The organism is Rhodobacter capsulatus (assembly GCF_052363185.1).
Lineage (GTDB): Bacteria > Pseudomonadota > Alphaproteobacteria > Rhodobacterales > Rhodobacteraceae > Rhodobacter > Rhodobacter capsulatus_E.
This window is the reverse complement of sequence record NZ_CP198955.1, coordinates 3,227,253-3,252,804: the sequence shown is the minus strand read 5'-3', so window position 1 is coordinate 3,252,804 and position 25,552 is coordinate 3,227,253. Positions and strand designations below refer to the sequence as shown.

General features: G+C 65.5%; 24 protein-coding genes, 1 tRNA gene and 2 pseudogenes. 11 read left to right on the top strand and 16 right to left on the bottom strand.

From position 1 onward, the window contains the following. Positions 1-36 precede the first annotated feature (36 nt). Positions 37-240 carry a hypothetical protein gene (locus tag ACTTAG_RS15925; RefSeq protein ID WP_444463190.1) on the top strand — a complete coding sequence of 68 codons (204 nt, stop codon included), beginning with the start codon at positions 37-39 and terminating at the stop codon, positions 238-240. On the opposite strand, the gene ACTTAG_RS15920 is transcribed toward ACTTAG_RS15925, so the two are convergent. Beyond that, positions 237-602, bottom strand: coding sequence for a helix-turn-helix domain-containing protein (locus ACTTAG_RS15920; protein WP_444463189.1), 366 nt, complete (start codon positions 600-602; stop codon positions 237-239). The genes ACTTAG_RS15925 and ACTTAG_RS15920 overlap by 4 nt on opposite strands. An 88-nt stretch (positions 603-690) precedes the next feature. Here ACTTAG_RS15920 and ACTTAG_RS15915 point away from each other — a divergent pair, with 88 nt between their 5' ends. Further along, positions 691-1,143, top strand: coding sequence for a hypothetical protein (locus tag ACTTAG_RS15915; RefSeq protein WP_444463188.1), 453 nt, complete (start codon positions 691-693; stop codon positions 1,141-1,143). A 78-nt stretch (positions 1,144-1,221) separates the two neighbouring features. Here the strand turns inward: ACTTAG_RS15915 and ACTTAG_RS15910 are convergent, their stop codons facing one another. Next, positions 1,222-1,542: an Arc family DNA-binding protein gene (locus tag ACTTAG_RS15910; protein ID WP_444463187.1), complete on the bottom strand. Its 321-nt coding sequence runs from the start codon at positions 1,540-1,542 to the stop codon at positions 1,222-1,224. Between the two features lie 92 nt (positions 1,543-1,634). Here ACTTAG_RS15910 and ACTTAG_RS15905 point away from each other — a divergent pair, with 92 nt between their 5' ends. The 3 genes from ACTTAG_RS15905 to ACTTAG_RS15895 are packed head-to-tail and all read left to right on the top strand — an operon-like array spanning position 1,635 to position 3,116. After that, positions 1,635-1,775, top strand: coding sequence for a FitA-like ribbon-helix-helix domain-containing protein (locus tag ACTTAG_RS15905; RefSeq protein ID WP_444463186.1), 141 nt, complete (start codon positions 1,635-1,637; stop codon positions 1,773-1,775). Continuing rightward, on the top strand, positions 1,775-2,053 hold the full coding sequence (locus tag ACTTAG_RS15900; RefSeq protein WP_444463185.1) for a hypothetical protein: 279 nt from the start codon (positions 1,775-1,777) through the stop codon (positions 2,051-2,053). Before ACTTAG_RS15905 ends, ACTTAG_RS15900 begins: the two co-directional genes overlap by 1 nt. 1 nt (position 2,054) lies before the next feature. Beyond that, positions 2,055-3,116 (top strand): tyrosine-type recombinase/integrase, encoded by a 1,062-nt coding sequence (locus ACTTAG_RS15895; RefSeq protein ID WP_444463184.1) that lies wholly within the window; start codon positions 2,055-2,057, stop codon positions 3,114-3,116. A 56-nt stretch (positions 3,117-3,172) separates the two neighbouring features. On the opposite strand, the gene ACTTAG_RS15890 is transcribed toward ACTTAG_RS15895, so the two are convergent. From ACTTAG_RS15890 to ACTTAG_RS15870, 5 genes and pseudogenes are all read right to left on the bottom strand, one after another. Further along, positions 3,173-3,247, bottom strand: a tRNA-Glu gene (locus ACTTAG_RS15890). A 159-nt stretch (positions 3,248-3,406) separates the two neighbouring features. Continuing rightward, positions 3,407-5,150: pseudogene (gene recJ / locus ACTTAG_RS15885) on the bottom strand (single-stranded-DNA-specific exonuclease RecJ). Positions 5,151-5,334: 184 nt separating this feature from the next. Continuing rightward, the gene (gene glpX, locus ACTTAG_RS15880; protein WP_444463183.1) at positions 5,335-6,300 is read right to left on the bottom strand and encodes a class II fructose-bisphosphatase; all 966 of its coding nucleotides are present in this window, start codon (positions 6,298-6,300) and stop codon (positions 5,335-5,337) included. A 162-nt stretch (positions 6,301-6,462) separates the two neighbouring features. After that, positions 6,463-7,761, bottom strand: a complete 1,299-nt coding sequence (locus ACTTAG_RS15875; RefSeq protein ID WP_444463182.1) for a homoserine dehydrogenase — start codon at positions 7,759-7,761, stop codon at positions 6,463-6,465. Between the two features lie 74 nt (positions 7,762-7,835). Next, entirely contained in the window at positions 7,836-8,033 is a 198-nt protein-coding gene (locus ACTTAG_RS15870; protein WP_444463181.1) for a hypothetical protein, read from the bottom strand. 96 nt (positions 8,034-8,129) lie between these two features. Between ACTTAG_RS15870 and ACTTAG_RS15865 the strand changes: the two genes are divergently transcribed. Next, entirely contained in the window at positions 8,130-8,717 is a 588-nt protein-coding gene (locus ACTTAG_RS15865; protein WP_444463180.1) for a TetR family transcriptional regulator, read from the top strand. A gap of 16 nt (positions 8,718-8,733) precedes the next feature. Here the strand turns inward: ACTTAG_RS15865 and ACTTAG_RS15860 are convergent, their stop codons facing one another. The 3 genes from ACTTAG_RS15860 to ACTTAG_RS15850 form a co-directional block, all read right to left on the bottom strand. Continuing rightward, positions 8,734-9,366 carry a hypothetical protein gene (locus ACTTAG_RS15860; RefSeq protein ID WP_444463179.1) on the bottom strand — a complete coding sequence of 211 codons (633 nt, stop codon included), beginning with the start codon at positions 9,364-9,366 and terminating at the stop codon, positions 8,734-8,736. Positions 9,367-9,441: 75 nt separating this feature from the next. Continuing rightward, positions 9,442-9,996, bottom strand: a complete 555-nt coding sequence (locus tag ACTTAG_RS15855; protein WP_444463178.1) for a TadE/TadG family type IV pilus assembly protein — start codon at positions 9,994-9,996, stop codon at positions 9,442-9,444. An 8-nt stretch (positions 9,997-10,004) separates the two neighbouring features. Beyond that, on the bottom strand, positions 10,005-11,951 hold the full coding sequence (locus tag ACTTAG_RS15850) for a TadE/TadG family type IV pilus assembly protein (RefSeq protein ID WP_444463177.1): 1,947 nt from the start codon (positions 11,949-11,951) through the stop codon (positions 10,005-10,007). A gap of 298 nt (positions 11,952-12,249) precedes the next feature. Between ACTTAG_RS15850 and dnaG the strand changes: the two genes are divergently transcribed. From dnaG to ACTTAG_RS15835, 3 genes are all read left to right on the top strand, one after another. Next, positions 12,250-14,184 (top strand): DNA primase, encoded by a 1,935-nt coding sequence (dnaG, locus tag ACTTAG_RS15845; protein WP_444463176.1) that lies wholly within the window; start codon positions 12,250-12,252, stop codon positions 14,182-14,184. Positions 14,185-14,308: 124 nt separating this feature from the next. Next, a complete protein-coding gene (rpoD, locus tag ACTTAG_RS15840) occupies positions 14,309-16,333 on the top strand; it encodes an RNA polymerase sigma factor RpoD (protein WP_444463175.1) in 2,025 nt (674 codons plus the stop codon). A gap of 169 nt (positions 16,334-16,502) precedes the next feature. Then, on the top strand, positions 16,503-17,348 hold the full coding sequence (locus ACTTAG_RS15835; RefSeq protein ID WP_444463174.1) for a Hint domain-containing protein: 846 nt from the start codon (positions 16,503-16,505) through the stop codon (positions 17,346-17,348). Positions 17,349-17,363: 15 nt separating this feature from the next. On the opposite strand, the gene pth is transcribed toward ACTTAG_RS15835, so the two are convergent. Further along, complete coding sequence (gene pth, locus ACTTAG_RS15830) at positions 17,364-18,053, bottom strand: aminoacyl-tRNA hydrolase (RefSeq protein WP_444463173.1); 690 nt, start codon at positions 18,051-18,053, stop codon at positions 17,364-17,366. 175 nt (positions 18,054-18,228) lie between these two features. Next, positions 18,229-18,828 carry a 50S ribosomal protein L25/general stress protein Ctc gene (locus ACTTAG_RS15825; RefSeq protein WP_013068747.1) on the bottom strand — a complete coding sequence of 200 codons (600 nt, stop codon included), beginning with the start codon at positions 18,826-18,828 and terminating at the stop codon, positions 18,229-18,231. Positions 18,829-19,057: 229 nt separating this feature from the next. Here ACTTAG_RS15825 and ACTTAG_RS15820 point away from each other — a divergent pair, with 229 nt between their 5' ends. Next, on the top strand, positions 19,058-20,209 hold the full coding sequence (locus tag ACTTAG_RS15820; RefSeq protein ID WP_444463172.1) for an MFS transporter: 1,152 nt from the start codon (positions 19,058-19,060) through the stop codon (positions 20,207-20,209). Positions 20,210-20,239: 30 nt separating this feature from the next. Here the strand turns inward: ACTTAG_RS15820 and ACTTAG_RS15815 are convergent, their stop codons facing one another. Next, positions 20,240-21,403 carry an alpha-hydroxy acid oxidase gene (locus tag ACTTAG_RS15815; RefSeq protein ID WP_444463171.1) on the bottom strand — a complete coding sequence of 388 codons (1,164 nt, stop codon included), beginning with the start codon at positions 21,401-21,403 and terminating at the stop codon, positions 20,240-20,242. Between the two features lie 177 nt (positions 21,404-21,580). Continuing rightward, a pseudogene (gene trpA / locus ACTTAG_RS15810) lies at positions 21,581-22,374 on the bottom strand (tryptophan synthase subunit alpha). Positions 22,375-22,501: 127 nt separating this feature from the next. On the opposite strand from trpA, the gene ychF reads away from it, so the two are divergent. Then, positions 22,502-23,599, top strand: coding sequence for a redox-regulated ATPase YchF (gene ychF / locus ACTTAG_RS15805; protein WP_444463170.1), 1,098 nt, complete (start codon positions 22,502-22,504; stop codon positions 23,597-23,599). Positions 23,600-23,605: 6 nt separating this feature from the next. Here ychF and ACTTAG_RS15800 read toward each other — a convergent pair whose 3' ends face one another. Together ACTTAG_RS15800 and ACTTAG_RS15795 are read right to left on the bottom strand one after the other, a co-directional pair. Further along, the gene (locus ACTTAG_RS15800) at positions 23,606-24,982 is read right to left on the bottom strand and encodes a hypothetical protein (protein ID WP_444463169.1); all 1,377 of its coding nucleotides are present in this window, start codon (positions 24,980-24,982) and stop codon (positions 23,606-23,608) included. A gap of 99 nt (positions 24,983-25,081) precedes the next feature. Beyond that, positions 25,082-25,510 carry a VOC family protein gene (locus ACTTAG_RS15795; RefSeq protein ID WP_444463168.1) on the bottom strand — a complete coding sequence of 143 codons (429 nt, stop codon included), beginning with the start codon at positions 25,508-25,510 and terminating at the stop codon, positions 25,082-25,084. Positions 25,511-25,552: the final 42 nt, after the last annotated feature.

The window sequence follows — 25,552 nt, the reverse complement described above, 5'->3', positions numbered from 1 at the left end:
GGCCTCCACCATCCACGCAGGGGTGAAGACCTCGCCGTGATCGGCGACACGTTGTTTGGACCGGATGAGCGTCATTCCGGCATGATTGCAAACTTTTTGCTGATAGCCAAGATGTTACAAGGCTTTAGCCCGTGGTTCGTCGCGTGCCTGATCGGTGGCAATGTTCCGGCCAACGGCTTCGCCAAGCATTCCATGAATTTCGGCGCGGTGACGGTTTGGCCTTCGGAACGGAGCGCCTAGACGCCTGAAATTGGCGGAATTTTCTTGCCGGTTTTCTTCGGGCGCGGAATGGCAAGTGCCTCGGTCTGTGTGACGATGGTTCGCAATTCCTCGTCCGTCAGCGAGGCAGCGGCGACGTTCAGGCGATCCAAAAGCCGCGCCCGCGCGGTCTGAGGCGGCGGGTCTGTCAGCCCGAGCAGGTGATCGGCGGAGGTGTTCAGAACGCGGGCGATCTTGGCCAGCGTCATGAGGTCCGGCTCGCGCTGATCGTTAGCGTAGTTGGCATAGCGGCGCTCGTCCAACTCGCACAGCCGGGCGGCCTGCGCGTTGGAAATGCCTAGGTCAGCGGCCCGCTCCTTCAGTCGTTTTGCAAAAATATCCATCCGGAACGTTCTGTTCCGGAAAAACCGTTATCGCCATGAATGTTATGGGCATACGATACAGAACGAAATGTTCTCATTCGGTGTATCCATGACCTCAGACCCTTCCATCCCTGCCCATTTGACCCTCGCCCTGGGTGAGGAAGTTGTCCATGTCTCGCCATGGTCCAAAGGTGGCGTGGTCGCGCAAGTCCTGCTCCTTGCTCTGCCCCTCGCTGGGCTATCCCTGCTGCTGATCGCAAAGGGCGGGGAGGTTCTAGGCGTCGGGATCGTCTTCGGCGTGCTAGCCGCGATCACCTACACCTTGGCCTATCTGTCATGGCAGAAGCGGCTGGCGGTGGTGACGACGCGCAACGTTCTGTTTATTGCGGGATTGAGCAAGACGGTGCGGGCGATCCCGCTGGAGCAGATCAGCCAAGTGACCGTCGCGCCGGGTCTCGTGACGGTGCGCACGGGTTCGATCCTGAATACCCTGCTGCTGCGTGTCACCGATGCCGAGGTCTTGGCCGAGAAGATCGAGCAGGCGCGACAGGTCCGGACCTAGCCCGCGAACTACAGCGCGACGGCAAAGGTTCGCAGAGCGGGCCTGCGGTCACGGTATCCCTTCACCTCCGAATACCGATCAAGCCGTTTCTGGGCCGTTCTGACGCGCCTGTCGCAGTTCCAGCAGCCCCAACCTCAGTTCCTGCACCTCGGCTTCCAGCGCAGACAGCCGTTCGTCTGGTGATCCATTGGCTGCCGCTCGCTTCGCGGCCTTGATCCAGCCCTGACCTGAGGCGCTGCGCGGAAGAGCAGCGTCTTGGGGCACGATCCCGAAGCTCTCCTCCAGACGTGCGTTGATTTCAGCGTTCATCGAACGGCGATTGTTCTTCGCCGCCTCTTGGACGAGGTCTTTCAACTCTTGGCCAAGTCGGATGCGAACAGGGGGGTCATCTCGCGTCATGACCCACCATTGCCCCACTGTGGGGTTGACATCAAGCAAAATCCATATAGCCTCACAGATGCCCCACGGTGGGGCAAAATGGAGAGTGCGACATGAAAACCTTGAGGCTGCGACTAACAGAAGACGAGAAGGGTTGGCTCGAACGCAGGGCTGCCGAGAACGGCAGGTCCATGAACGCCGAACTTCGGCAGTTGTTGAAGACCAGCATGGCATCTGGGCACGGGGTGCGGTGATGACAGAGGAAAAGACGAATTCTGCTCCGCAGGCGTCATCGGTTGCCAAATCCCAGAAAGCCAGCTTCACATGGGCAAAGAAGCTGATCAGCGAGGCGAAGAAGCCCAAAGGCTTCTCTGTCACTGCCGCGAAGCGGGCGATGCTATTGGTGACGGGGCAGGGAAAGGAACCTGCCGCGTTCAAGGTCGCTCCGGATGGCAGCTTTGCCATCGAATTGGTGCAGGTGGGCAAGCCCGCTGCGGCACCTACAGAAAACCCTTGGGACGCGGTGCTTTGACATGGGCAAGCGTGAAGTCTCATTCGTGCATCTGCACGTTTACAATGATCGGCACGGCAAGACCCGCGCCTATTACAAGCCGCAGGGCGGAAAAGGCATAGCCCTGCCGCTGCCGGTTGGAAGCCCCGAGTTCCTGCTGGGCTATGCAAAGGCCGTGGAGGGGGTAAAACTGGAGCGGGCCAAAGCCAAGACGCCGACGGTGAAGGACACCTTCCGGGACTTGCTGCGCCTCTACCTCGGGTCTGCCCTCTACTCGACGCTTAGCCCGAGCTCGAAGCGCAACTACCGTGTCATCCTCGAAAAGTTCTGCGAGAAATACGGAAACTGGCCCGTGTCGCAGTTCTCGCGCAAGCACGCCTCCGCCATTCTGGCCAAGCTCAGCGATACGCCGGAAGCGGCCAACACGTTGATGAAGCGGCTGCGCCTCCTTCTGAACTTTGCCGTGGACATCGGCATGATCCCCTCGAACCCGATGGCGGGGATGAAGGGCTACAAGTCCGATGGGGAGGGCTATCACGACTGGACCGAGGAGGAGATCGCGCAGTTCATTGCGCGCCACCCGCCCGGAACCAAGGCGCATCTGGCCTTGATGCTGATGCTCAGCACGGGGCAACGGCGGTCGGATGCCGTCCGGATGGGGTGGGGCGATGTTGTCAACGGGATGATCCGGGTCCGTCAGCAAAAGACCGGCACCCCGTTGATGATCCCCATCCTCCCGGCACTGGAAGCGGCGTTGGCCAACTTGCCAAAGGACGCCCCCACATTCTTGCTGACGGAATATGGTCGCCCCTACTCGGTGGCAGGCTTCGGAAACTGGATGCGGGATCGTTGCAACGAGGCAGGGCTTTCCAATTGCTCATCGCATGGTCTGCGCAAGGCTTGTGCCCGGCGTCTGGCCGAGGCGGGCTGCACCCATCACGAAATCAAGGCGATCACTGGCCACAAGACCGACGCAGAAGTCCGTCGCTACACGGCGAAAGCCGATCAAGTTCTGCTCGCGCACAGCGCGTTCGAGAAGTTGCAAGACACCGCCAACAACCCGAAACCTGCTAACCCCCTCTGAGAGGTTAGCAAACACGAGGAAAAACCCCATGCGTTCCAATATCTTAGCGGAGGAAGTGGCAGCCCGTAGGGGAGTCGAACCCCTCTTCCCAGGTTGAAAACCTGGTGTCCTAACCGATAGACGAACGGGCCACCGTTGCCGCGTTTGCGCTTGGCTGCGCGGCGTGAGGGGGTGTTTAGGCCAGGCGCAGGTGACTCGCAAGAGGGATTTTGCAGTTTTTCCAAACTTTCTTCATTGGCCATCTCGAAAGGTGGAAAACGTCAAGATAACAGGCGGTTGGCACGGGCCGCCTAGGCCCGCGCGGCATCGTCAAGGCGCAGCTGCACCTTGGACCGGCCGCCCCAGCTGTCCAGCTCCAGCTTGCCCGCCAGATGGAACCGCCCCGCGCCACCCGCCGAAAGGGCCGGGCCCAGCGGGCCGTCGAAGGCGCCAAAGGCAATCGCGTCGAGCTTTGCGCCCAGCCCGTCGCCGAAGCTGAGCCGCAGGTGGCTTTCGCCGATCCGCCGGGCGTTCAGAATCGCCATCGAGGCAAAGGCGAAGCGCGGCGAGGGCGCCGCCTGGCCATAGGGGCCGGCGCGGTCAAGATCCTCGATCAGCGCGGGCGTCGCGGCGCCGGGCATCAGGAGACCGTCCAGCCGCAGATCGGCCGGGCCGCCCGCCCCGGCGCCCTGCCGCGCCAGAAGCTCGGCAAGCCGCGCCATCGCGGGTTCAAGCTGCGCCTCGGCCACGGTCAGACCCGCCGCCATCCGGTGCCCGCCGCCCTTGATCAGCAGCCCCTCGGCCGCCACCCGCTGCACCGCGGCGCCGAGATCAACGCCCGCCACCGACCGCGCCGAGCCCTTGCCGATCCCGCCTTCCAGCCCGATCACCACGGCGGGGCGGTTCGTCGCTTCCTTCAGCCGGGCGGCGACAATGCCGACGACGCCCGGATGCCAGCCCTCGCCCGCGGCCCAGACGAGAGGGCCGTCGAGCCCCCGCGCCTCGGCTTGCGCCAGCGCGGCATCGCGGACGCGGTTCTCGATCTCGCGCCGTTCGGTGTTCAGCCGGTCGAGTCGTTCGGCGAGCGCGGCAGCCTCGGTGGCGCTGTCGGTGGCCAAAAGCCGCGCCCCCAGATCGGCGGCGCCGATCCGGCCCCCGGCATTGACACGCGGCCCCAGAAGAAAGCCCAGATGATAGGCCGTCGGCGCCTTGTCGAGCCGCGCGACGTCAGAAAGCGCCACCAGCCCCGGCCGCTCGCGCCGGGCCATGACCTTGAGCCCCTGCCGCACCAGCGCCCGGTTGACGCCCAGCAGCGGCGCCACATCGGCCACCGTCGCCAGCGCGACAAGATCGAGCATCGCCATCAGATCGGGGCCCGTGACTCCCTCGGCGCGCAGCTGACGGTTCGCCTCGACCAGCATCAGGAAGACCACCGAAGCGGCACAAAGATGGCCCAGATCGCCCGGCTCGTCCTGCCGGTTCGGGTTCACGCAGGCTGCTGCGGGGGGCAGGGTCTCGCCGCCCAGATGGTGGTCCAGGATGACGACATCGGTCGGCGCGGCGGCGGCGACCGGCTCGTGGCTGAGCGTGCCGCAATCGACGCAGACGATCAGCCCGTGCTCGCGGCCAAGGGCCTGCATCGCGGGGACATTGGGGCCATAGCCCTCGTCGATGCGGTCGGGGATGTAGAGCGTGGGGGTGACGCCGAAGGCGCGCAGCCAGCAGATGAGGAGCGCGGCCGAAGAGCCGCCATCGACATCGTAATCGGCAAAGATCGCGATCTTTTCGCGGGTTTTCACCGCCCGCAGAAACCGCGCCGCGGCCTTTTCCATGTCTTTCAGACGGTGCGGGTCGGGCAGAAGATCGCGCAGGGTCGGTTCCAGAAACCCCGCCGCCGCCTCGGGCGTCACGCCTCGGGCGACCAGAACCCGGGCCAAGGGCAGGGGCAGGCGGGTGGCTTGCGCCATCGCTTCGGCTAGACGATCGGCTTCAAGGCTGGGGCCGACCCAGCGCCGCCCGGTCAGGGGAGGCATCGACATCGAGAAAACTGCTCATGGCGCAGCTCTAGCGAAAAAAGGCAACGCCCGCCAGTGGCGGGCGGAAGGGGGCGCGGCCCCCTCTTTCCTTCGGAAATTCACCCCCGGGATATTTCCGCCAAGGTGAAACGGATCTGCTTTCACCTTGGTGCAAATATCCTCGGGGGGTGTGGGGGGCAGACAGCCCCCCACGGCCGCGGGGGTCAGCGGATCGGGTTGCGATAGATCACCCGGCGCACCGAGCCGGTTTTCGAGCGCATCAGGATCGTTTCGGTCTCGATGAATTTCGGGTTGCGCTTCACCCCGTGCAGGATCGAGCCATTCGTCACCCCGGTCGCCGCAAAGATCACGTCGGCGCGGACCATGTCGTCGCGGGCATAGATCTTGTCGAGATCGGTGATCCCGGCCTTTTTCGCGCGCCCGCGTTCGTCATCGTTGCGGAACAGAAGCTTGCCCCACATCTGCCCGCCCATGCATTTGAGCGCCGAGGCCGCCAGAACGCCCTCCGGCGCGCCGCCCGAGCCCATGTAGATGTCGATGCCGGTCACGTCGGGTTCGGCGCAGTGGATCACCCCCGCCACGTCGCCATCGGTGATCAGCCGGATCGAGGCGCCGGTGGCGCGGACCTCGGCGATCAGGTCTTCGTGGCGCGGACGTTCGAGGATGCAGCAGGTGATGTCATGCGCCGCGCAGCCCTTGGCCTTGGCCAGCGCATGGATGCGCTCGGACGGCGTCATGTCGAGGCTGACCACGTCCTTTTCGAACCCCGGCCCGATCGCCAGTTTTTCCATGTAGACATCGGGCGCGTGCAGAAGCGTGCCGCGCGGCGCCATCGCGATCACGGTGAGCGCGTTCGGCATGTCTTTCGCCGTCAGCGTCGTGCCTTCGAGCGGGTCAAGCGCGATATCCACCGCCGGGCCTTCGCCGGTGCCGACTTCCTCGCCGATGTAAAGCATCGGGGCCTCGTCGCGTTCGCCCTCGCCGATCACCACGACGCCGCGGATGTCGAGGATGTTGAGCTGCTCGCGCATCGCGTTCACGGCGGCCTGGTCGGCGGCCTTTTCGTCGCCGTGGCCGATCAGCCGGGCCGAAGCATGGGCGGCGGCTTCCGACACGCGCGCAAGGCCGAGCGACAGCAGGCGATCATTGAAATCGGTGGGGGTGGTCATGGCATGTCCTGTGCTTTTGGGTTGGCACAGCTAGGCCAGAGACGCGCCGTCTTGACAAGTCTGACAGCGCTAACGATCTGAAACTGCGTTCAATCTGTCGAGAGCGGCGGCGGATCCCCGCCCGGTCCGGTGCGCAGATGCACCGGAGCGGGGCAGGTCCGGTCAGACTTCTTCGATCCGAAGCGCCACCGGGGCGCCCAGCACGACGCCGGTGGCGGGCAGGGCCGCAATCGCCACGTCGATCGCGTCGCGGGTGGTCTTGTGGGTCACGATCAGCACCGGGGCCGAGGTGTCTTCGTGGCCATATTGGCGCATGCGGGAAATCGAGACGCCCGCCTCGCCCAGCACGGTGGCGACCTTGGCCAGCGCGCCCGGTTTGTCCATCAGCTCAAGGCGCAGGTAATAGGGCGCGGGCGCCGAGACCGCGGCCGGGATCGGATCGGCCAGCATCGTCGCCGGTTGCCCGAAGGTCGGCAGGCGCAGCCCGCGCGCAAGATCCAGCACGTCGCCCATCACCGCCGAAGCGGTCGGGCCTTCGCCCGCCCCCGCGCCGCGCAAGACGATCTGGCCGACCGAGTCGCCCTCGATCACCACCATGTTGGTGCCGCCCTGCAACTGGCCCAGCGGCGAGGCCGCGGGCACAAGGCAGGGCATCATCCGCTGTTCGAGGCCCCGACCGGTCATCTGTGCCACGCCCAGAAGCTTGATCTTGTAGCCCATGTCCCCGGCGCGGCGGATATCGTCGATCGAGATGCAGCCGATGCCTTCCAGCATCACATTGGCAAAGCTGACCTTGGTACCAAAGGCGATGGCGGCGAGGATCGAGAGCTTGTGGCCCGCGTCGATGCCCCCCACGTCAAGGTTCGGATCGGCTTCCAGATAACCCAGTTGCCGGGCTTCCTCGAACACCGTTTCATAGGGCAGGCCCGCGGTTTCCATCCGGGTCAGGATGTAGTTGCAGGTGCCGTTCATCACCCCCATCACCCGGCGGATCTGGTTGCCCGCCAGCCCCTCGGTCAGGGCCTTGATCACCGGAATGCCCCCAGCCACGGCGGCCTCGAAGCGGATCACCCGGCCCAGCCCTTCGGCCAGTTCGGCCAAGGCCTGCCCGTGATGGGCCAGCAGCGCCTTGTTCGCGGTGACGACATCCTTGCCCGCCTTCAGCGCGGCCTCGGTCGCGTCCTTGGCCGGACCTTCGTGGCCGCCCATCACCTCGACGAGCACATCGACATCCTCGCGCAGGGCCAGCGCCACCGGGTCGGTTTCCCAGGCATAGCCCGACAGATCCGCATCGCGGTTCTTCGTGCGGTCGCGCGCCGAGACGGCGGTGATCACCACCGGGCGGCCGGTGCGGGCGGCCAGCAGATCGGCGTGACGCTGCACGATCTTCACCACGCCAATGCCGACGGTGCCAAGCCCCGCGATGCCAAGGCGAAGCGGTTGAGCGGCGGCGGCGGTCATGGGAACCTCATGGTTTTGGCGATCAGATGCGCCCTGTTAGCCTTTCGCGGCGCGCAAAGCAACGCGGCTTGTCCTCAGGGCGTGGCGGTGCGCAGGGCTGCGGCGCGGGCGCGCAGGGCCTCGGCCCGGGCCTCGAGCCCCGGGGCGGGCGAGGGCGAGAGCGGTTCTTCGAGCAAAAGCGTCTCGGTCGGCGCCAGCTTCGGGAAATCGGCGCCGGGGGCGGCCGAACAGGCGGCAAGGGCAAGGGGCAGAAGCAGGGCAGGGCGCAGCATGGGGGCTCCGGGTGGTGTCGCGCCAGCATAGGCAGCCGCGGCCTGCCCCGCCAGAGCCGGTTTGAATCTGAACGCGTGTTCAGATAATCTGGGCCCATGGCACGCAAGACAGGTTCCCATTCCGAAATCACCGGCCCGCGCATCCGCGCCGAGGCGAGCCGCCTTTTTGCCCGGCACGGCTTTGCCGCGGTCTCGATGCGGCAGATCGCGGCGGCGGTGGGGGTGCAGGCGGGGGCGCTATATCTTTACACCCCCGACAAGGAAGCTCTGCTTTTCGATCTGCTGAAGACGCATATGGACGAGCTTCTGGCGGCCTGGGCCGAGGTGCCGCGCGGGGCGGGCGCGCTGGCGGCGCTGGAAGGTTTCGTGCGCTTTCACATCCGCCACAACCTGCCCCGCGCCGAGGCGGTGTTTCTGAGCTACATGGAATTGCGCAACCTGTCGGCGGCGAATTTCGCCACGATCGAGGCGCTGCGCAAGGCCTACGAGACCGAGCTGGAGACGATCTTGCAGGCCGGTCAGGCCGAGGGGGTCTTTGCCCTGCCCGATACGAAACTGGCGAGCCTTGCGATCATCGCGATGCTGACCGGGGTGAACACCTGGTATCGCGAGGGCGGGCGGCTGAGCCGGGAAACCGTCGAGACGATCTATTGGGACATGGTGCGCAAGGCGGTTGGCGCCTGAGCGCCGGGGCCCCGGATCAGCTGGCATCGCTCCAGGTGTTGCGCACCCCGCGCGAGCGGGTGATGATGAAATTCGAAAACCGGAGCTGCTCGGACAGGCCCTGACTTGTCCAGCTGGTGCCGCCATCCAGCGTCATGGATTTCCGGCCGATGTCGAAGATCGGGTTGTAGCTGAGCGAGGTTTCCAGAATCACCGCGTAATCCCCCTCGGACATCAGCGGGATGCGGTTTTTCTCGGCGTTGACCGTCGTTGTCGTGTGCAGCGCGATCGCGCCGGTGGCCCAGGATTTGTCCAGCGCGAATTTGTGCGTGCTGCCGTCGCAATCAATCGTGGTGCTGGCGTTGCCATCGCTGGGGCAATAGATGATGGTGACCCGCATCCAGCTGCGGCTGGCATCGGCGTTCATCATGAAGTCGAACAGGCGCTTGGCGCCCGTCATATAGGCCGGGCCGATCGGCGTTTCCTCGCGCGAGATCATGTCGGCGATGGTGTAGCTGGCCTTCATCGCCTGTGCCTTGGCGCGGAAAGCGTCGTAGAATTGAAAGGCGATGACATACCAGCCAAGGATGAGCAGCGCGCCCAGCATGCCCTCGATCGGGATCGAGCCGCGCTCGTCGCGCAAGATCCGGCGCATGCGGCGCATCAGCATGGCCGGGCCCTCGCGGCGTCCCGCCCCCCGATGCGCCCCGACCGGCGCCCTGCGCTGCTTGCGGTCATGGTGGCGCTACTCCGGTTCATTGACGAAGGCGGTGGTCGTGATCAGCACGTATTTGTCGCCGCTTTCGTGGGCGAGGGCTTGCGAGAGCGGGTTGAGCTTCTCCATCGGCGAGACGCGCAGGCAGGCGCGCAGGATCATCAGCTGCCCCGAAACGCCGGGCTGAATGACCGGCTTGTCGGTTTCGGTGATCGCATCGGAGCACAGGACGCCCCGGCCGTTGACGTCCGACGACCAGGTGGCCCGGTCGACCTGGAACACCTCGACGGCCAGATCGGTCATGCAATCGGGCAGGAAGGCGATGTTGCCGCAGATCGAGCGCTTGATCTGTTCGTGGCTGGGCATCGTGGCCACGCCCAGCCGCAGGATGCGCGTGGTCAGGTCGACGCCGCGATCCAGCAGGGTCTGCTTGACGCCCAGAAGGCACAGCTCGACCGAGGCCACCATCATCATCACGAAGAACGGCATCCAGAACACCGCCGGGATCGAGGCTGCCCCCTCTTCGGAGCGCAGCAGGCGGCCGAGATGCAGGAGGGGGCGAAGGGGGGCGCGCAGCCGGTTCATCGCAGGCCTCAGTTCGTCAGCCGCAAGGAGGAGATCGAGGCCGCGATCGAGGCGAAGGCGGTCGAGAGATTGCTGCCCTGCACCTCGTAATAATAGCTGGTGCCGCTGGAGCAGTATTCGAGCAGCGACTTGCCCGCGGGCGTGGCATCGGCGGCGACAGCGAAAATGTAGATCCCCTTGTCTTTCGCCGCCTTGCAAAGCTTCTTCGTCCGCGCGTCCTTGATGCTGCGCTCAAGCGCGGAATTCGCCATCAGGTCATATTGCGCGGTGAGCGTGCGGCCGTAGGGGATGGCGAAAAGCCCCGCCACGGTGTTCAGGTTCCAGTTTTTCGTCTGGTAGAGATATTCGTAGGGCACGTCATAGAGCGGCGCTTCGCTGACGATATCGACCATGACGGTCTTCCGGCAGGTGTAGGTGCGCAGGGACGAGGTGGAGCCGATCATCGTGCAATCGCTGGTCCCGACGGAACAGCTGTTCCATTTCCACTGCCCGCGGGAGTTCTTGTATTGCGTGCAGGTCGCGGTCTCGACCTGCTGCTGCTGGGTGATCTGGGTGATCGCGCTGCGGGACACCCAGGTGCCGGTCTCGTATTTGTAATAGGGCGTGCTGCCACGCGAGGCGTCGTAATAATAGACGCCGCTGGCCTTCCGGCCCGTGCTCGAGGGGCCGAAGCTGCCGAGGTTGACGGCGCCATTGACCGCGTAGATCGACACCAGCCCCGAAGGTCCGGTGCGATAGGCGGGCAGGGTGGAGTAGTTGTACTGGTTCTCGCCGTCGGTCATCAGCACCAGCACCTTCATCGTGTCGCCGTCGTAATCGATCGGGCGCGGCTTGGTTTCCCGGAACGCGCTGCTGACCGAGGTCATCTTGGCCACTTCGTCGCGCGCCGAAGGGTCGAGCAGCGCCACACCCCATTTCGTGCCGATGTCGATCGAGGTGGAGCCGCCGGGGGTCAGCTTGTCGATGAGGCCCGAGATGTCGGCGGCGAGGAATGTCGGGTCGTTGGAGAACGGAATCACGCGGTTTTCCGGCCGGTCCATGCAGTTGAGATATACCTCGTTGGAAGGATTGTTCGCGGTCGAGTTGTTGGTGACGAGCGTGTCCAGGCTGTCGCCGTATTTGAAGGCGGTTCCGTACATCGTCCGGGTCAGCGGCCCGGTGCCGTCGATGACCATCGTGTCATAGTCTGCGGCCACGAAATCGGCGCATTGCGGCATCCCATAGTCCGATCCGGTGACGCTGAAATCAGTCGACAGGGCGTAGCCTTCCTGCATTTCCGGACCCAGATAGACGTTGGTGGAATAGGGGATGACGCTGACACTGGTACGCCCGGCGGCGACGCCGCTGTTTGCCGAGGCGAAGACCGTGTTGACGAAGCTTTTCGCCGCGACCTGCAGGTGTTCGAACCGGGTTTTCGATGAGGTGCAATATTTGGAGCAGTTCGGGTCGTCCTTGACGAGATCGTTCATCGACCCGGAAATGTCGAGCACGAGCGAGATTTCGACGTTGCCGACGGCCTGCATCGCCGTGGTGTCGCCGGTGGCGGCAAGGCTGGAGACGCCCAGAAGCGGCCCGAAGATCGTGGGCATGTCATCGTCCACCTCGACGCTGACGCGCCGCCATCCCTGTGCGATGCTGCCCTCGACCGTCGGCTTGAAGGAGGAATCGCTGGCAATGTAGCCCAGCCCGGCCTTGGTCAGGTAATCCTTCACCACCAGCGTGGGGTCGCGTTTCTGGCTCAGCGAGGCGGCGGCCAGCACGGCGCGGTCGATGGTGTTCTGGATCAGCGTGCGGCGTTCCTCGACCCGGACCAGATCAATCGCGATCCCGGTGGTGATCAGCATGAACAGGAAGATCTGCAGCGAGAGGATGATCAGGGCCCCATCCTCGTTGCGCACCAGACGACGCAGGATCCCGCCGCGCCGCGCCTTCCCGTTTGCACTGCTCGATGTCATCGCATCTCTCCGATCCGGCGTCCGACCCACCCCTGATCCGCGCGCCGGCACACAATGTTCCATCGTCCTTATCGCGCCGGATCGGGGCGTAAATGAGGCGCGGACATGGCGCGGGGCCGGTGATTGTGGGATCTGGCGCAACGGTGCGGGCGCGGCCGCCGGGTGGTTTCCGCCCGCGCCACAATGGCGACATGGTCTGTCGTCGGCCGGGCGGCATTAGAGGGATGTTAATCCCTGTGGTGATACGATTCGCCCTTGGGCCCTCGACACGGGCGCGCCGAAACCCGATACTGTCGCCATGTCCCTGCCCCCCGGATTCCTTGACGAGTTGCGCAACCGCCTGCCGCTGTCGCAGGTGGTCGGGCGCAAGGTGATCTGGGATCCGCGCAAATCGAACCGCGCCAAGGGCGATTTCTGGGCGCCCTGTCCGTTCCACACCGAAAAATCGGCCTCGTTCCATGTCGATGATCGCAAGGGCTTTTATTACTGCTTCGGCTGTCACGCCAAGGGCGACGCGGTGAGCTTCGTCAAGGAAACCGAGAATGTCGGTTTCATCGAGGCGGTGGAGATCCTGGCGCGCGAAGCGGGTATGGTGATGCCCGCCCGCGATCCGAAGGCCGCCGAAAAGGCGGACCGGCGCACCGAACTGGTGCGGGTGATGGAAGAGGCGGTGAAGTATTTCCGCCTGCAGCTGAACACCCAGGCGGGGGCGGGCGCGCGGGACTATCTGGCGCGGCGGCGGCTTGGGGCCTCGGCGCTGGAACGCTTCGAGATCGGCTTTGCCCCGGACAGTCGGCAGGGGCTGTTTCAGGCGCTTACGGCCAAGGGCATCGCCCCCGACCTGATCGTCGATGCGGGGCTGTGCATCCGCCCCGACGACGGCGGCGCCCCCTATGACCGGTTCCGCGGCCGGATCATCTTTCCCATTCGCGACGCGCGCGGCCGGGCGATCAGCCTGGGCGGGCGGTCGATGGACCCGAATGCCCGGGCGAAATACCTCAACGGGCCCGAGACCGAGTTGTTCGACAAGGGCCGCAATCTTTACAACCTTGGCCCCGCGCGGGAAGCCTGTGGCAAGGGCAAGCCGCTGATCGTGGCCGAAGGCTATGTCGATGTGATTGCGCTGGTCGAGGCGGGCTTCACCGGCGCCGTCGCGCCCCTGGGCACGGCGATTACCGAAGACCAGCTGAAACTGATGTGGCGCATTGCCGACGAGCCGGTGATTGCGCTCGATGGCGATGCGGCCGGGCTGCGCGCCGGGCTGCGGCTCGTCGATCTGGCGTTGCCGCTGCTGGAAGCGGGCAAGGCTTTGCGCTTTGCCATCCTGCCCGGCGGGCAGGACCCGGACGATCTGATCAAGGCCGAGGGCCGCGAGGCGATGGAGCGGGTGCTGGCGGGCGCAAAGCCGATGGTCGATCTGCTCTGGCAACGCGAAACCGAGGGCCGGGTCTTCGACAGCCCCGAACGCAAGGCCGCGCTGGACAAGAGTTTGCGGGCGCTGTTGCTGAAGATCGCCGATCCCTCGATCCGGGCGCATTACGGCGAGGATATCAAGCGGTTGCGCGAAGCGCTGTTCGGCCGTGGCGCCTCCGCGCCGCGCTGGACCATGCCGCGCAGCTTCGGGCCGGGGGGACGGGGGGGCAAAGCTCCGGCGCTGCCGCTTTCGGCCACAAGGGCCTCGCTTCTGGCCTCGGCGGGCAGCGAGGCGGTGGCCGAACAGCTGCGCGAAACGATGATCATGGCGATCCTTTGCGCGCATCCGGCGCTGGTGGCCGAATTCGAAAGCCAGATCGAGCGGCTGCGGCTTTCCACCCCCGGCCTTGCCGCGCTGCGCGACACGATGCTGATGCAGGCGCACCAGCCGCCCGAGGGTCTGGCCGAGGCCCTGGCGCGGGAAAATCCGGGGGTTCTTGAAACCCTGATGTCGCATCCCCATGTCCGCTCGGCCCCACCCGTGCTGCGCCGCGACGACAGTGACTTTGCCCGCATGTGTCTGGCCGAGGAACTGGCCAAGCTGCAGGCGGCGCGTGCCGTGCGGGCGGAAACCGAAGAAGCCGCCGAAGCTCTTGAAGGCCTGGCCGACGAGGGGGTGACCTGGCGGATCAGCCAAGCGACGAAAGCTCTGCACCGTGCCGGAAAGTCGAAACTCGAAGACACAGGCGACCTTGGCGAGGACCGGGCCGCGATGTCGGATTTCCTGCAGTCCCTGCTCGACAAGCATCGCGGCGGATGAGACTTTCCGCTGTTGATTCGCCCCTGTGATTCGCCGCCGTGATTCGATAAAACCACCAGAACCGATTCGACCCGCTGCGCGCCGGCCCGTGCGCAGCCCCGATGCAGCCCGACGAGGAGCGCCCATGGCCGCCAAGGACATCGACGACACCAAGCCCGATACCGCCGCCGATGAGGATGCGTCTTTCGACATGAGCCAGGCCGCCGTCAAGCGGATGATCGGCGAGGCGAAGGAACGCGGCTACATCACCATCGACCAGCTCAACGCGGTGATGCCGCCCGAAACGGTCTCGGGCGAGCAGATCGAGGATGTGATGTCGATGCTCTCGGAAATGGGCATCAACGTCGTCGAGGGCGAGGAAGTCGAGGAAAGCGAAGGCGGCGAGGTGGTCGAGACCGGCTCCGGCTCGCGCGAGATCGCGGTGGCGGGCGCGGCGGGCGAGACGCTCGATCGCACCGACGACCCGGTGCGGATGTATCTGCGCGAGATGGGCTCGGTCGAGCTGCTCTCGCGCGAGGGCGAGATCGCCATCGCCAAGCGCATCGAGGCGGGCCGCAACACGATGATTGCGGGGCTGTGCGAAAGCCCGCTGACCTTCCAGGCGATCACGATCTGGCGCGACGAACTTCTGTCCGAAGAAATCCTTTTGCGCGACGTGATCGACCTTGAAGCCACCTTCGGCCGGTCGCTCGATGGCGACGAGGGGATCGAGGGCATGGACGGGATCGAAGGCCCGGTCGTCGAAGGGCTGGATCTGGAAAGCGCCGAAGGGGCTGCCCCGGCGCCCCGCCGCCCGGCCTCGGACGAGCCCGAATATGACGCCGACGGCAATCCGATCTCGCGCATGGACGAGGAAGAGGACGACGACGACAGCTCGAACATGAGCCTGGCCGCGATGGAGGCCGCGCTCAAGCCGAAGGTGCTGGAAACGCTTGATCTGATCGCGCGCGACTATGCGAAACTGGCCGAGATGCAGGATCTGCGGATGTCGGCGACGCTGAACGAGGACGGCACCTTCACCGTCGCCGAAGAGGCCGCCTATCAGAAGCTGCGCTCGGAAATCGTTTTGCTGGTGAACGAGCTGCATCTGCACAACAACCGGATCGAGGCGCTGATCGACCAGCTTTACGGGATCAACCGCAAGATCATGTCGATCGACAGCGGCATGGTGAAACTGGCCGATGCGGCGCGGATCAACCGGCGCGAGTTCATCGACGAATACCGCGGCTATGAGCTTGACCCGACCTGGATGGACCGGATGGCGGCGAAATCCGGCCGGGCCTGGGCGACGCTGATGGAAAAGAGCCGCGACAAGCTGGAAGACCTGCGCGCCGACATGGCGCAGGTGGGTCAGTATGTCGGCGTCGACATTTCCGAATTCCGCCGCATCGTGAACCAGGTGCAGAAGGGCGAGAAAGAAGCCCGGCAGGCGAAGAAGGAAATGGTCGAGGCGAACCTGCGTCTCGTGATCTCGATCGCCAAGAAATACACCAACCGCGGCTTGCAATTCCTCGATCTCATTCAGGAAGGCAACATCGGTCTGATGAAGGCGGTCGACAAGTTCGAATACCGCCGCGGCTACAAGTTCTCGACCTATGCGACCTGGTGGATCCGGCAGGCGATCACCCGCTCGATCGCCGATCAGGCCCGCACGATCCGCATTCCGGTGCATATGATCGAGACGATCAACAAGCTGGTGCGGACCGGGCGGCAGATGCTGCATGAAATCGGCCGCGAGCCGACGCCGGAAGAGCTGGCCGAAAAGCTGCAGATGCCGCTGGAAAAGGTCCGCAAGGTGATGAAGATCGCCAAGGAGCCGATCAGTCTCGAAACGCCGATCGGCGACGAGGAAGACAGCCAGCTGGGCGATTTCATCGAGGACAAGAACGCGATCCTGCCGCTGGATTCGGCGATTCAGGAAAACCTCAAGGAAACGACGACGCGGGTTCTGGCCAGCCTGACCCCGCGCGAGGAACGGGTGCTGCGGATGCGCTTCGGCATCGGCATGAACACCGATCATACGCTCGAAGAGGTCGGCCAGCAGTTCAGCGTGACCCGCGAACGGATCCGGCAGATCGAGGCGAAGGCCCTGCGCAAGCTGAAACACCCGAGCCGGTCGCGCAAGCTGCGCAGCTTCCTCGACCAGTAAGCCAGCCGCCCGTCACCCGGCTTTCCGATGCGCCCTTTCGGGCGCATCTTTTTGCGCAAGTCTTGGTTGAAAAGGTGCATTTCGAAGTTGTTTTTCGGTTTTCCGTCAACCGCGCCTTAAGACTCTCGGCCCTACACTTCCTTCGGTGGGAAGAGATGGAGGGCGCAAGATGACCATGTTTCGGGATACGTTCGCCGATGTGTTCCATTTCGACGATCGCATGGCGGCGACGGGCCAGCATCTGCGGCGGACGGATGAATTCCTTGATCTGGCGCAGGGGTTCTATGGCGAGACCGTGCTGCAGACCGCGCGCGGCTTGCGCCGGGTCTCCTCGATCCTCGAGGGAGAGACGTTGCGGACTTTCACCGGCGGCCTGGCCCCGGTGCTGACGGTCGAGCGCTTCCCGCTGGCGCGGCTGCGCCATCCGATGCCGCATCGGTTCTGGCCGCTCAGCCTGCCGGCGGGTCTGTTCGGCAACACGCGCAGCCGCTTTGTCGCGCCCGAGCAATGCCTGCTTTTGCAAAGCGATCTGGCGGCGCGGGAACTGGGCAAGCCGCTGCTGCTGGTGCCTGCCAAGGTGATGGGCCTGCTGCCGCAAGTGAGCCCGGTGAACCCGGGGCAGAAGGCGGTTCTCTATCGCTTCCTGTTCGAGCGTCCCGAGCTTGTGGTGACGGATCGCGGCGCGGTGATGCTCTGCGATATCGGCTCGATGTTCGACGATTGGGCCGATCTGGACCCGCATGACACGCTGGCGCATCTGCCCGATGTCGCGGCGCTGCCTTTCGATGCGGCGGTCGATCTGATCCGGCGGGAAATCGCGCTGGATGGCGGGCTGGAGGCGCATTTCGCCAAGCATCTGGCGCGGATGGAGGCGATCCGCAAGACGATGGGCGCGCAGGACCAGCCGCAGGCGCAACCGCCGGGCCCTGAGGCCCCGCAGATCGGTGCGATCCCGGCCGGGGGGGCGCTGCGTTCGGGGCGGCGCGCAGGTGACACCGCACGGCTTTCCGCCTGAACCGGTCCGCCGTGCTTAGCGCTTGAAACGATCTGCCAGCTTTTCGAGCGGCGAGCGCGTATCCGTCTCGGCGGCGGGTGCGGTCTTCGTTGCCGGGGCAGGGGGGGCATCCGGTCGGGTCCCGGTCGAGGGGCGCGGCGGTGCCATCCGCAGCGCCACCGCATTGAGGAACCTCGCCCCGTCCGCCGATGCCAGCGCCGGAGCGCCGTCGGAAATGCCCCGCATCAGATCGTCCAGCCAGACCGCCTCGGCCTTGGCGAAATCCGACAGCACATAGCCCGCCACCCGGTCCTTGTCGCCCGGATGGCCGATGCCAAGACGCACCCGCGCATAGGCCTCGCCCAGATGCTGATGGATCGAGCGCAGCCCGTTGTGCCCCGCATGGCCGCCGCCCTGTTTCAGGCGGCATTTGCCGGGGGCAAGATCAAGTTCATCGTGAAAGACGGTGATGCCCTCGACCGGGATCTTGTAGAAATCCGCCGCCGCCCGCACCGATTGCCCCGAGAGGTTCATGAAAGTCTCGGGCTTCAGAAGGATCACCCGGGTCGAGCCGAAGCGGCCTTCGCTGACAAACCCTTGGAACGCTTTCTTCCAGGGCGCGAAGCCGTGATCGGCGGCGATGCGATCCACCGCCATGAAGCCGATGTTGTGCCGGTTGGCGGCATATTTCGCCCCCGGATTGCCAAGGCCGACCCAAAGTTGCATCGCATCGCTCCTGTCGCGCGTCCTTGCCCGAACGGGCGGGGGCCAGCCCCCGCAACCCCGGGATATTTGTGGCAAGATGAAGGGGTGTTTCATCTTGCCACAAATATCCCCGCCGGAGGCTTAAAGTGAAACGCCGGGCAGATGCCCGGCGTTTCCCGTTTCCTTGCGGAAAGGATCACTCTTCGGCGTGATCGGCCGAGACAAGACCCGAGGGCGCCGCGATATTGGCAACGACGAAGTTGCGGTCGATCGTGGGCTTGCAACCTTCCGGCAGCGGGATGTCGTTGATGTGGATGACATCGCCGATGTTGCGGCCGGTCAGGTCGACGGTGATGTGATCCGGAATGTCCCCGGCCAGCACTTCCAGTTCGACTTCCGGCCGCACGATGGTCAGGGTGCCGCCACGCTTCAGGCCAGGGCTGGCTTCGGCGTTGTCGAAGTTCACGTGGATGAACAGGTTGATGCGCGAGGCGCGGTGGGTGCGCATGAAGTCGATGTGGGTCGGCAGATCCTTCACCACGTCTTTCTGCACGCCGCGGCAGATCACGCGCACGTCGTCCTGACCTTCGATGTGCAGGTTGAACAGCGTCGACAGGAACCGGCCCTTGCGCAGGCGGGTCAGCAGCTTGTTGTAGTCGAGGTTGATGGCCAGCGGCTCCTTGCCGTCGCCATAAACGATCCCGGGAACCTTGCCCTCACGACGTGCTGCGCGAGCGGCCCCCTTGCCCGTCCCCGTGCGCACCTCGGCTACGAGAGTTTCGATCTCTTTCGCCATTTGCGTATCTCCAATGCAAAATGGGGCCCCCTCCAAGGGTGGGGCCCATGAACGGGGGGAGATAGAGGGGATGCCCCCGCTTGTCCAGCAGATTCGCGCCTTGTTTTGCAGGGTTTCATCACGCTTTGGTAACAGCCCCGGCGAAACCGTGCCGATGCCGGGCCGCGGGGGAGTGGGCGCGGGCCGCAGCCTGTGTTAGCCGGTTTCAAAGCGGTTTGAGGGGGCAGGCATGGCATTGCTGAGGGTGGCGCGGGTCAGCCGCGCGACGGGGATCGGGCTTTGTGCCCTTGGGGTGTTCTGGGGGGCTTTCGCGGCGCAGATGCCGGAATTCAAGGCCCGGGCCGGGGTCGAGGATGGGCTCTTTGGTGTGCTCCTGCTGGGCTCGGCGCTGGGGGGCATGACGGCGATGGCCTTCGCACCGCAGATCGGGCGCTGGCTTGGGGGGCGCATCCTGCCCTTGACCGGGGCGTTTCTGGCCCTTGCGGCGTTGATGCCGCTTGTCATCCAGTCCGGTCTGACGCTGGCGCTGGCGCTGGTTGTGATGGGCGTGGCGATGTCGAGCCTCGATCTGGCCGCGAATGTGCGGATTTCCGAGCTGGAGCATGAGACCGGCTTGCCGCTGATGAACTGGAACCATGCGCTGTTTTCGGCGGGTTTTGCGGTCTCGGCGCTTCTCGCCGGGATGGCCCGGCGGACGGGGCTTGCGCCCGAGGCGGTGCAGCCGGTGCTGGCGCTGGCGCTTGTCGGCATGGCCGCGGCGATGATCGAGGCGCGGCGGGCGCCCGCCAGTGCCGAGGAGGCCGAGGCGAAGGCCGCTGCCCGCACGCCCTGGGCGGCGGCTCTGGCGGCGGCGGCGATCCTGTTTGCGGCTTTCGTTGCGGAAAACGCCACCGAGACCTGGTCGGCGCTGCATATCGAGCGCAATCTGGGCGGCGCCCCGGGCGAGGGCGCCTTTGGCCCGGCGATGCTCGGCCTGACGATGGCGGCGGGGCGGTTCGGCGGTCAACTGCTGGCCGCGCGGCTGGGTGAGGCGCGTCTGGTGGCGCTGTCCGCCGTTCTGGGCTGCCTTGGCGCGCTGGTGACCGCGGTCGCCCCGGTGCAGGCGGTCGCGGTTTTCGGCATCGGCCTGATCGGCATGGGCGTCGCCGTGGTCGTGCCCTCGGCCAATTCGCTTTTGGGGCAACGGGTTGCACCCTCGGAACGGGCGCTGGCGATCTCGCGGTCCTGGATGATCGGCTTCACCGGGTTTTTTGTCGGCCCGGTGGTGATGGGGGCGCTGGCGCAGGCCTTCGGTCTGCGCGCGGCCTTTGTCGCGGTGGCGCTGATCCTGGCCGCGATCCTGCCCGGGCTTTGGGCGCTGCGGCGGGTCCAGCGGGCCTGAGGGCCCGGGCCAAACCCGGGCCGCGCAGGGTCAGCGATAGGTGGTGAAGAACCCCTCGGGCACCAGCAGGTTGTCGCGGCCGAGATCCTGCACCCGCTTCTCGCCGCAGAGCGCCATCGAGATGTCCAGCTCCTTGCGCATCACCTCAAGCGCCCGGGTCACCCCCGCTTCGCCCATCGCGCCCAGCCCGTGCACATAGGCGCGGCCGACCATCGTGCCCCGGGCCCCAAGCGCCAGCGCCTTCAGGATGTCCTGCCCCGAGCGGATGCCGCTATCCAGCCAGACTTCCGTCTTGTCGCCCACCGCCGCGACGATCTCGGGCAGCATGCGGATGGAGCTGAGCGCGCCATCCAGCTGCCGCCCGCCGTGATTGGAGACGATGATCGCATCGGCGCCGAAATCGGCGGCGGCGCGGGCGTCGTCGGCATCCAGAATGCCTTTCAGAATGAACTTGCCGCCCCATTGATCACGGATCCGGGCGATCTTTTTCCAATCCAGACAAGGGTCGAACTGCTCCGAGGTCCAGCTCATCAAGGAGGCCGCATCGCCCACCCCCTTGGCATGGCCGACGATATTGCCAAAGAAGCGCCGCGGCGTCGCCAGCATCTCGCGCCCCCAGGTCAGCTTCGTCGCCATGTCGATCAGGTTCGCCGGCGTCAGCTTCGGCGGTGCGGTCAGGCCGTTCTTCAGATCCTTGTGGCGCTGGCCCAGAATTTGCAGATCCAGCGTCAGAACCAGCGCCGAACAGCGCGCCTTCTTCGCCCGCTCGATAATCGCATCGACGAAATCCTCGTCGCGCATCACGTAAAGCTGGAACCAGAACGGGTCGGGGGAATGGGCCGCCACATCCTCGATCGAACAGATCGACATGGTCGACAGGGTAAAGGGCACGCCAAAGGCCGCCGCCGCCCGCGCTGCCTTGATCTCGCCATCCGCCCGCTGCATCCCCAACAGCCCGACCGGCGCCAAAGCCACCGGCATCGCGACCTTCTGCCCCGCCATCGTGGTCGCGACCGAGCGGCCCGACATGTCCACCGCCACCTTCTGCCGCAACCGGATCTGCGCGAAATCCGTGGTGTTCTCGCGGAAGGTCTGCTCGGTGTAAGAGCCGCTTTCGCAGTAATCATAGAACATCTTCGGCGTGCGCGCGCGGTGCAATGCCTTCAAATCGTCAATGCAGGTGATGACGGTCACGGGGTCCCTCCTCCAAGTGGTCAATTGAACTTACCAATTATCCGGAAGATTGCAAGCAACTGGTCAAGCGAAAGCCGGGTGAAAAGCGGCCTGCTTTCACCTTGGCTCAAATATCCCGGGGGGGGGAGTCCGAAGGACGGGGGGCAGCGCCCCCTTCCGCACCTACAGAACGGGCGCTCAGGCCGAATGCGCACCGGCGGCCAGCGCCGCGACGGTGGCCAGAACCTCGGCCGGGCTTTTCCCCGCGCCGATCTCCTTGACGATGGCCGAGCCCACGACGCAGCCATCGGCCACGGCGGCAATCGTCCGCGCCGCCTCTCGGGGGTCGAAATGCCGAAACCGACGATCAGCGGCAGATCGGTCGCCGCCTTGATCCGCGCCACTTCCGGCGCGACATCGGCCACCTGCGCTGCCTGCGAGCCGGTGATGCCGGTCACCGAGACGTAATAGACAAAGCCAGAGGTGTTCTGCAGCACCTTCGGCAGGCGCTTGTCATCGGTGGTGGGCGTCGCCAGACGGATGAAGTTGATCCCGGCCTCTTTCGCCGGGATACACAGTTCAGAATCCTCTTCGGGCGGCAGATCGACGACGATAAGCCCATCAATTCCCGCCTCTTTCGCATCTTTCAGAAACTTCGGAACGCCGCGATTGTAGATCGGATTGTAATAGCCCATCAGCACGATCGGCGTCGTGTCATCGGTCTTGCGAAAGGCCGCCACCATCTCGAGCGTCCGTTGCAGCGTCTGCCCGCCTTCCAGCGCGCGTTGCCCGGCGAGCTGGATCGTCGTGCCATCGGCCATCGGATCGGTGAAGGGCAGGCCCAGCTCGATCACATCCACCCCCGCCGCGGGCAATCCCTGCAGGATCTCGGCCGAGGTCGCCAGATCCGGGTCCCCGGCCATGATATAGGCGACGAAGGCTTTCTTGCCCTCGGCCTTCAGGGCGGCGAATTTGGCGTCGATGCGAGTCATGGCGGTCCCCTTCGAATGTCCGTGCGGGTTTGCGGGAAGCGGCGCGGAAAATCAATGGCGAAAGGGCCGCGGCTTGCTTTGCGACCCATCCCCGCGTAAGAGGCGCGCAATCATCAAGGAGAGTGACATGGGCTTTCGCATGGGGATCGTGGGCTTGCCGAACGTCGGCAAATCGACGCTGTTCAACGCGCTGACGAAAACCGCCGCGGCGCAGGCGGCGAACTTCCCCTTTTGCACGATCGAGCCGAATGTCGGCGAGGTGGCCGTGCCCGATCCGCGCCTTGACACCCTGGCCGAGATTGCGGGCTCGAAGCAGATCATCCCGACGCGGATGACCTTTGTCGATATCGCGGGTCTGGTGAAGGGCGCCTCGAAGGGCGAGGGGCTGGGGAACCAGTTCCTGGCCAACATCCGCGAGACCGACGCCATCGCCCATGTGCTGCGCTGTTTCGAAGACGGCGACGTGACCCATGTCGAGGGTCGCGTCGATCCCTTGGCGGACGCCGAGACGATCGAGACCGAGTTGATGATTGCCGATCTGGAAAGCCTGGAAAAGCGGCTGAACAACATCGCGCGCAAGATCAATGCGGGCGACAAGCAGGCCAAGGAAGATGCGCGGCTGATGCTGGCCGCGAAAGAGGCGCTTGAGGCGGGCCGCCCGGCGCGCACGGTCAAGGTGGCCGAGGATGACCGCAAGGCCTGGGGGATGCTGCAGCTGCTGACCGCGAAACCGGTGCTTTACGTCTGCAACGTCGAGGAAGAGAACGCCGCCAAGGGCAATGCGCAATCCGAACGCGTGGCCGAGATGGCGCGGGCCAGCGGCGCGGCGACTGTGGTGATTTCCGCGAAGATCGAGGAAGAGATTTCCCAGCTCGCCCCGGACGAGGCGACGATGTTCCTTGAGGAACTGGGCCTGCATGAAGCGGGCCTTGATCGGCTGATCCGCGCGGGCCATGACCTTCTGGGCCTGCAGACCTATTTCACCGTCGGCCCGAAAGAGGCGCGCGCCTGGACGATCCGCAAGGGCACGCTGGCGCCGGCCGCCGCGGGGGTGATCCATGGCGATTTCGAACGCGGCTTCATCCGCGCCGAGACCGTCGCCTATGATGACTATGTGCAATACCGCGGCGAAAGCGGCGCGAAAGAGGCGGGCAAGTTCCGCGTCGAGGGCAAGACCTATGAAGTGCAGGACGGCGACGTCCTGCACTTCCTGTTCAACGCGTAATCCGCCTCAGGCCTCGATCTTTTCCAGCAGCGCCGCGCAATGCTCCAGCGCGGCGCTCGCCGGATCTAGGGCCAGAACCGCCTGTGCCTCGGTCAGATGCGCCTGCGCCGCTGCCTTGTCGCCGCGCAGCAGCGCCACCTCGCCCAGCCCGGTCAGGCTTTCCGCCCAGCGGTAATCGGCGTGATCGCGACGGCCAAGCGCCAGCGCCGCCGCGAAGGCCTGGTGCGCCCGGGCGGCGCCGTCGCTTGCGGGCAGCGCCCGGGCCAGGGCCAGCGCCGTCAGGCCCAGATTGTGCTGCAACCGCGCCCGCTCGGCCGGAACGTCAAGCCCGGCCAGAACCGCATCCGCGGCCTCGAATTCCGCGATTGCCGCGGGCAGGGGCGTCGCATCGCCCGTCACCTCGGCCAGATGCCGCCGCGCCAGTGCCCGCGTCGCCTGTGCCGAGGCCCATTCGGCCGGATGGTCTTCCTGTTTCAGAACCTCAAGCACCGCATCAAGGTCGGCCATCGCGGTTTCGATCAGCGCGGCATCGCCCGTCATCCGGCCCAAAGCCGCCCGCACATTCGCCCGCGCCGCCGTGCTGTTCGCCCATTCCATCGGGGAGCCTTGGGAATTGAACACCTCGAGCACCGCGGAATAGGCCTTGATCGCCTTTTTCAGCATCGCCTCGTCGCGGTGGCGCAGGCCGATCAGCTCGTGGATGCCGCCCAGATTGTGCTGCGAAAAGGCCCAGTTTTCCGGCTGTTTCGTCCGTGCCACGGCCTTGGCGGCGGCGGTGAACAGCTCGGCCGCAAGATCCAGATGTTTGCGCCCGGGGCGGAACTGGCCGATGATCTGATGGCAATTGCCAAGGCTCGTCTGCGCCTGACCGAGTTCCCCGCCCTTGGCGCGCTTGTAAAGCGCCTTGGCGAGTTCCAGCGCCAAAAGCATGTCGAAAGGATCGCCCGCTTTTTCCCCGGCTTCCAGCTTTTCATAAAGCAGATCGACGGTCGCCCGGAACACCCCGCCCGCGGGGGCGGCAGCCTTGAGCCGCGCGATCTGCCGCGCCGCCGCCCGTTCGGGGGCGTTGCAGAGCCGGTCCTGCCGGAAGGCGGCCGAGAGCAGCGGCTCCTCCGTCGCGTCCTCGAGCAGCGCCGCCGCGGCGGCACGGTCCCCGGCAGCGTTCAGCGCGGCAACCTGTTGCAGGGTTTCGTTTTCACCCGCCAGAGCGGCGGTTTCCGCCGCCGCCGCCAAAGCCGCGCGCAGCCCGTTCAGCGCCAGTTCGGGGTCAGGAAACCGCCCGCCTGCGAAATCCTGCGCCAGCGCCTGCACGAGCGGCGCGGGGGCGTCGGGCGCGTCCAGACGGCGGATCAGATCGGCGGCGAAAAGCTCTTTGGCGGGCATGGCGTCCTCGGTCTTGCGCGGGTCCGGCCCCGCCGCCCCGATCTAGCCGAAGTTGCCGCAGAGCGAAACGCCCCGCGGCTGGGTGATAATCGCGCAGGTCTACCAATGCCCGATGTTGGGCATGGACAGCCACGGCTCGGCGGGCGGCAGGGCTTCGCCGATCTGCAGCAGTTCCACCGAGGCATTGTCGGGGCTGCGGATGAAGGCCATCCGGCCATCGCGCGGCGGGCGGTTGATCGTCACGCCATTGGCCTGCAGATGCGCACAGATGTCATAGATATTCTCGACCCCATAGGCGAGATGGCCGAAATGGCGGCTGTCGGACGGCAGGGCGGGATCGCCGTCCCAGTTGTATGTCAGCTCGACCGGGGTGTCTTCCTGCCCCGGCGCGGCCATGAAAACCAGCGTGAAGCGGCCCTGTTCATTCTCGATCCGCCGCGTTTCGCGCAGGCCCAGAAGCGCAAAGAAATCCATCGTGCGCTGCAGGTCCAGCACGCGCAGCATGGTGTGAAGATAGCGTATCTGCATGGGAGGTCTCCGTTTCCGCGGCGAACGATAGCGCAATCATCG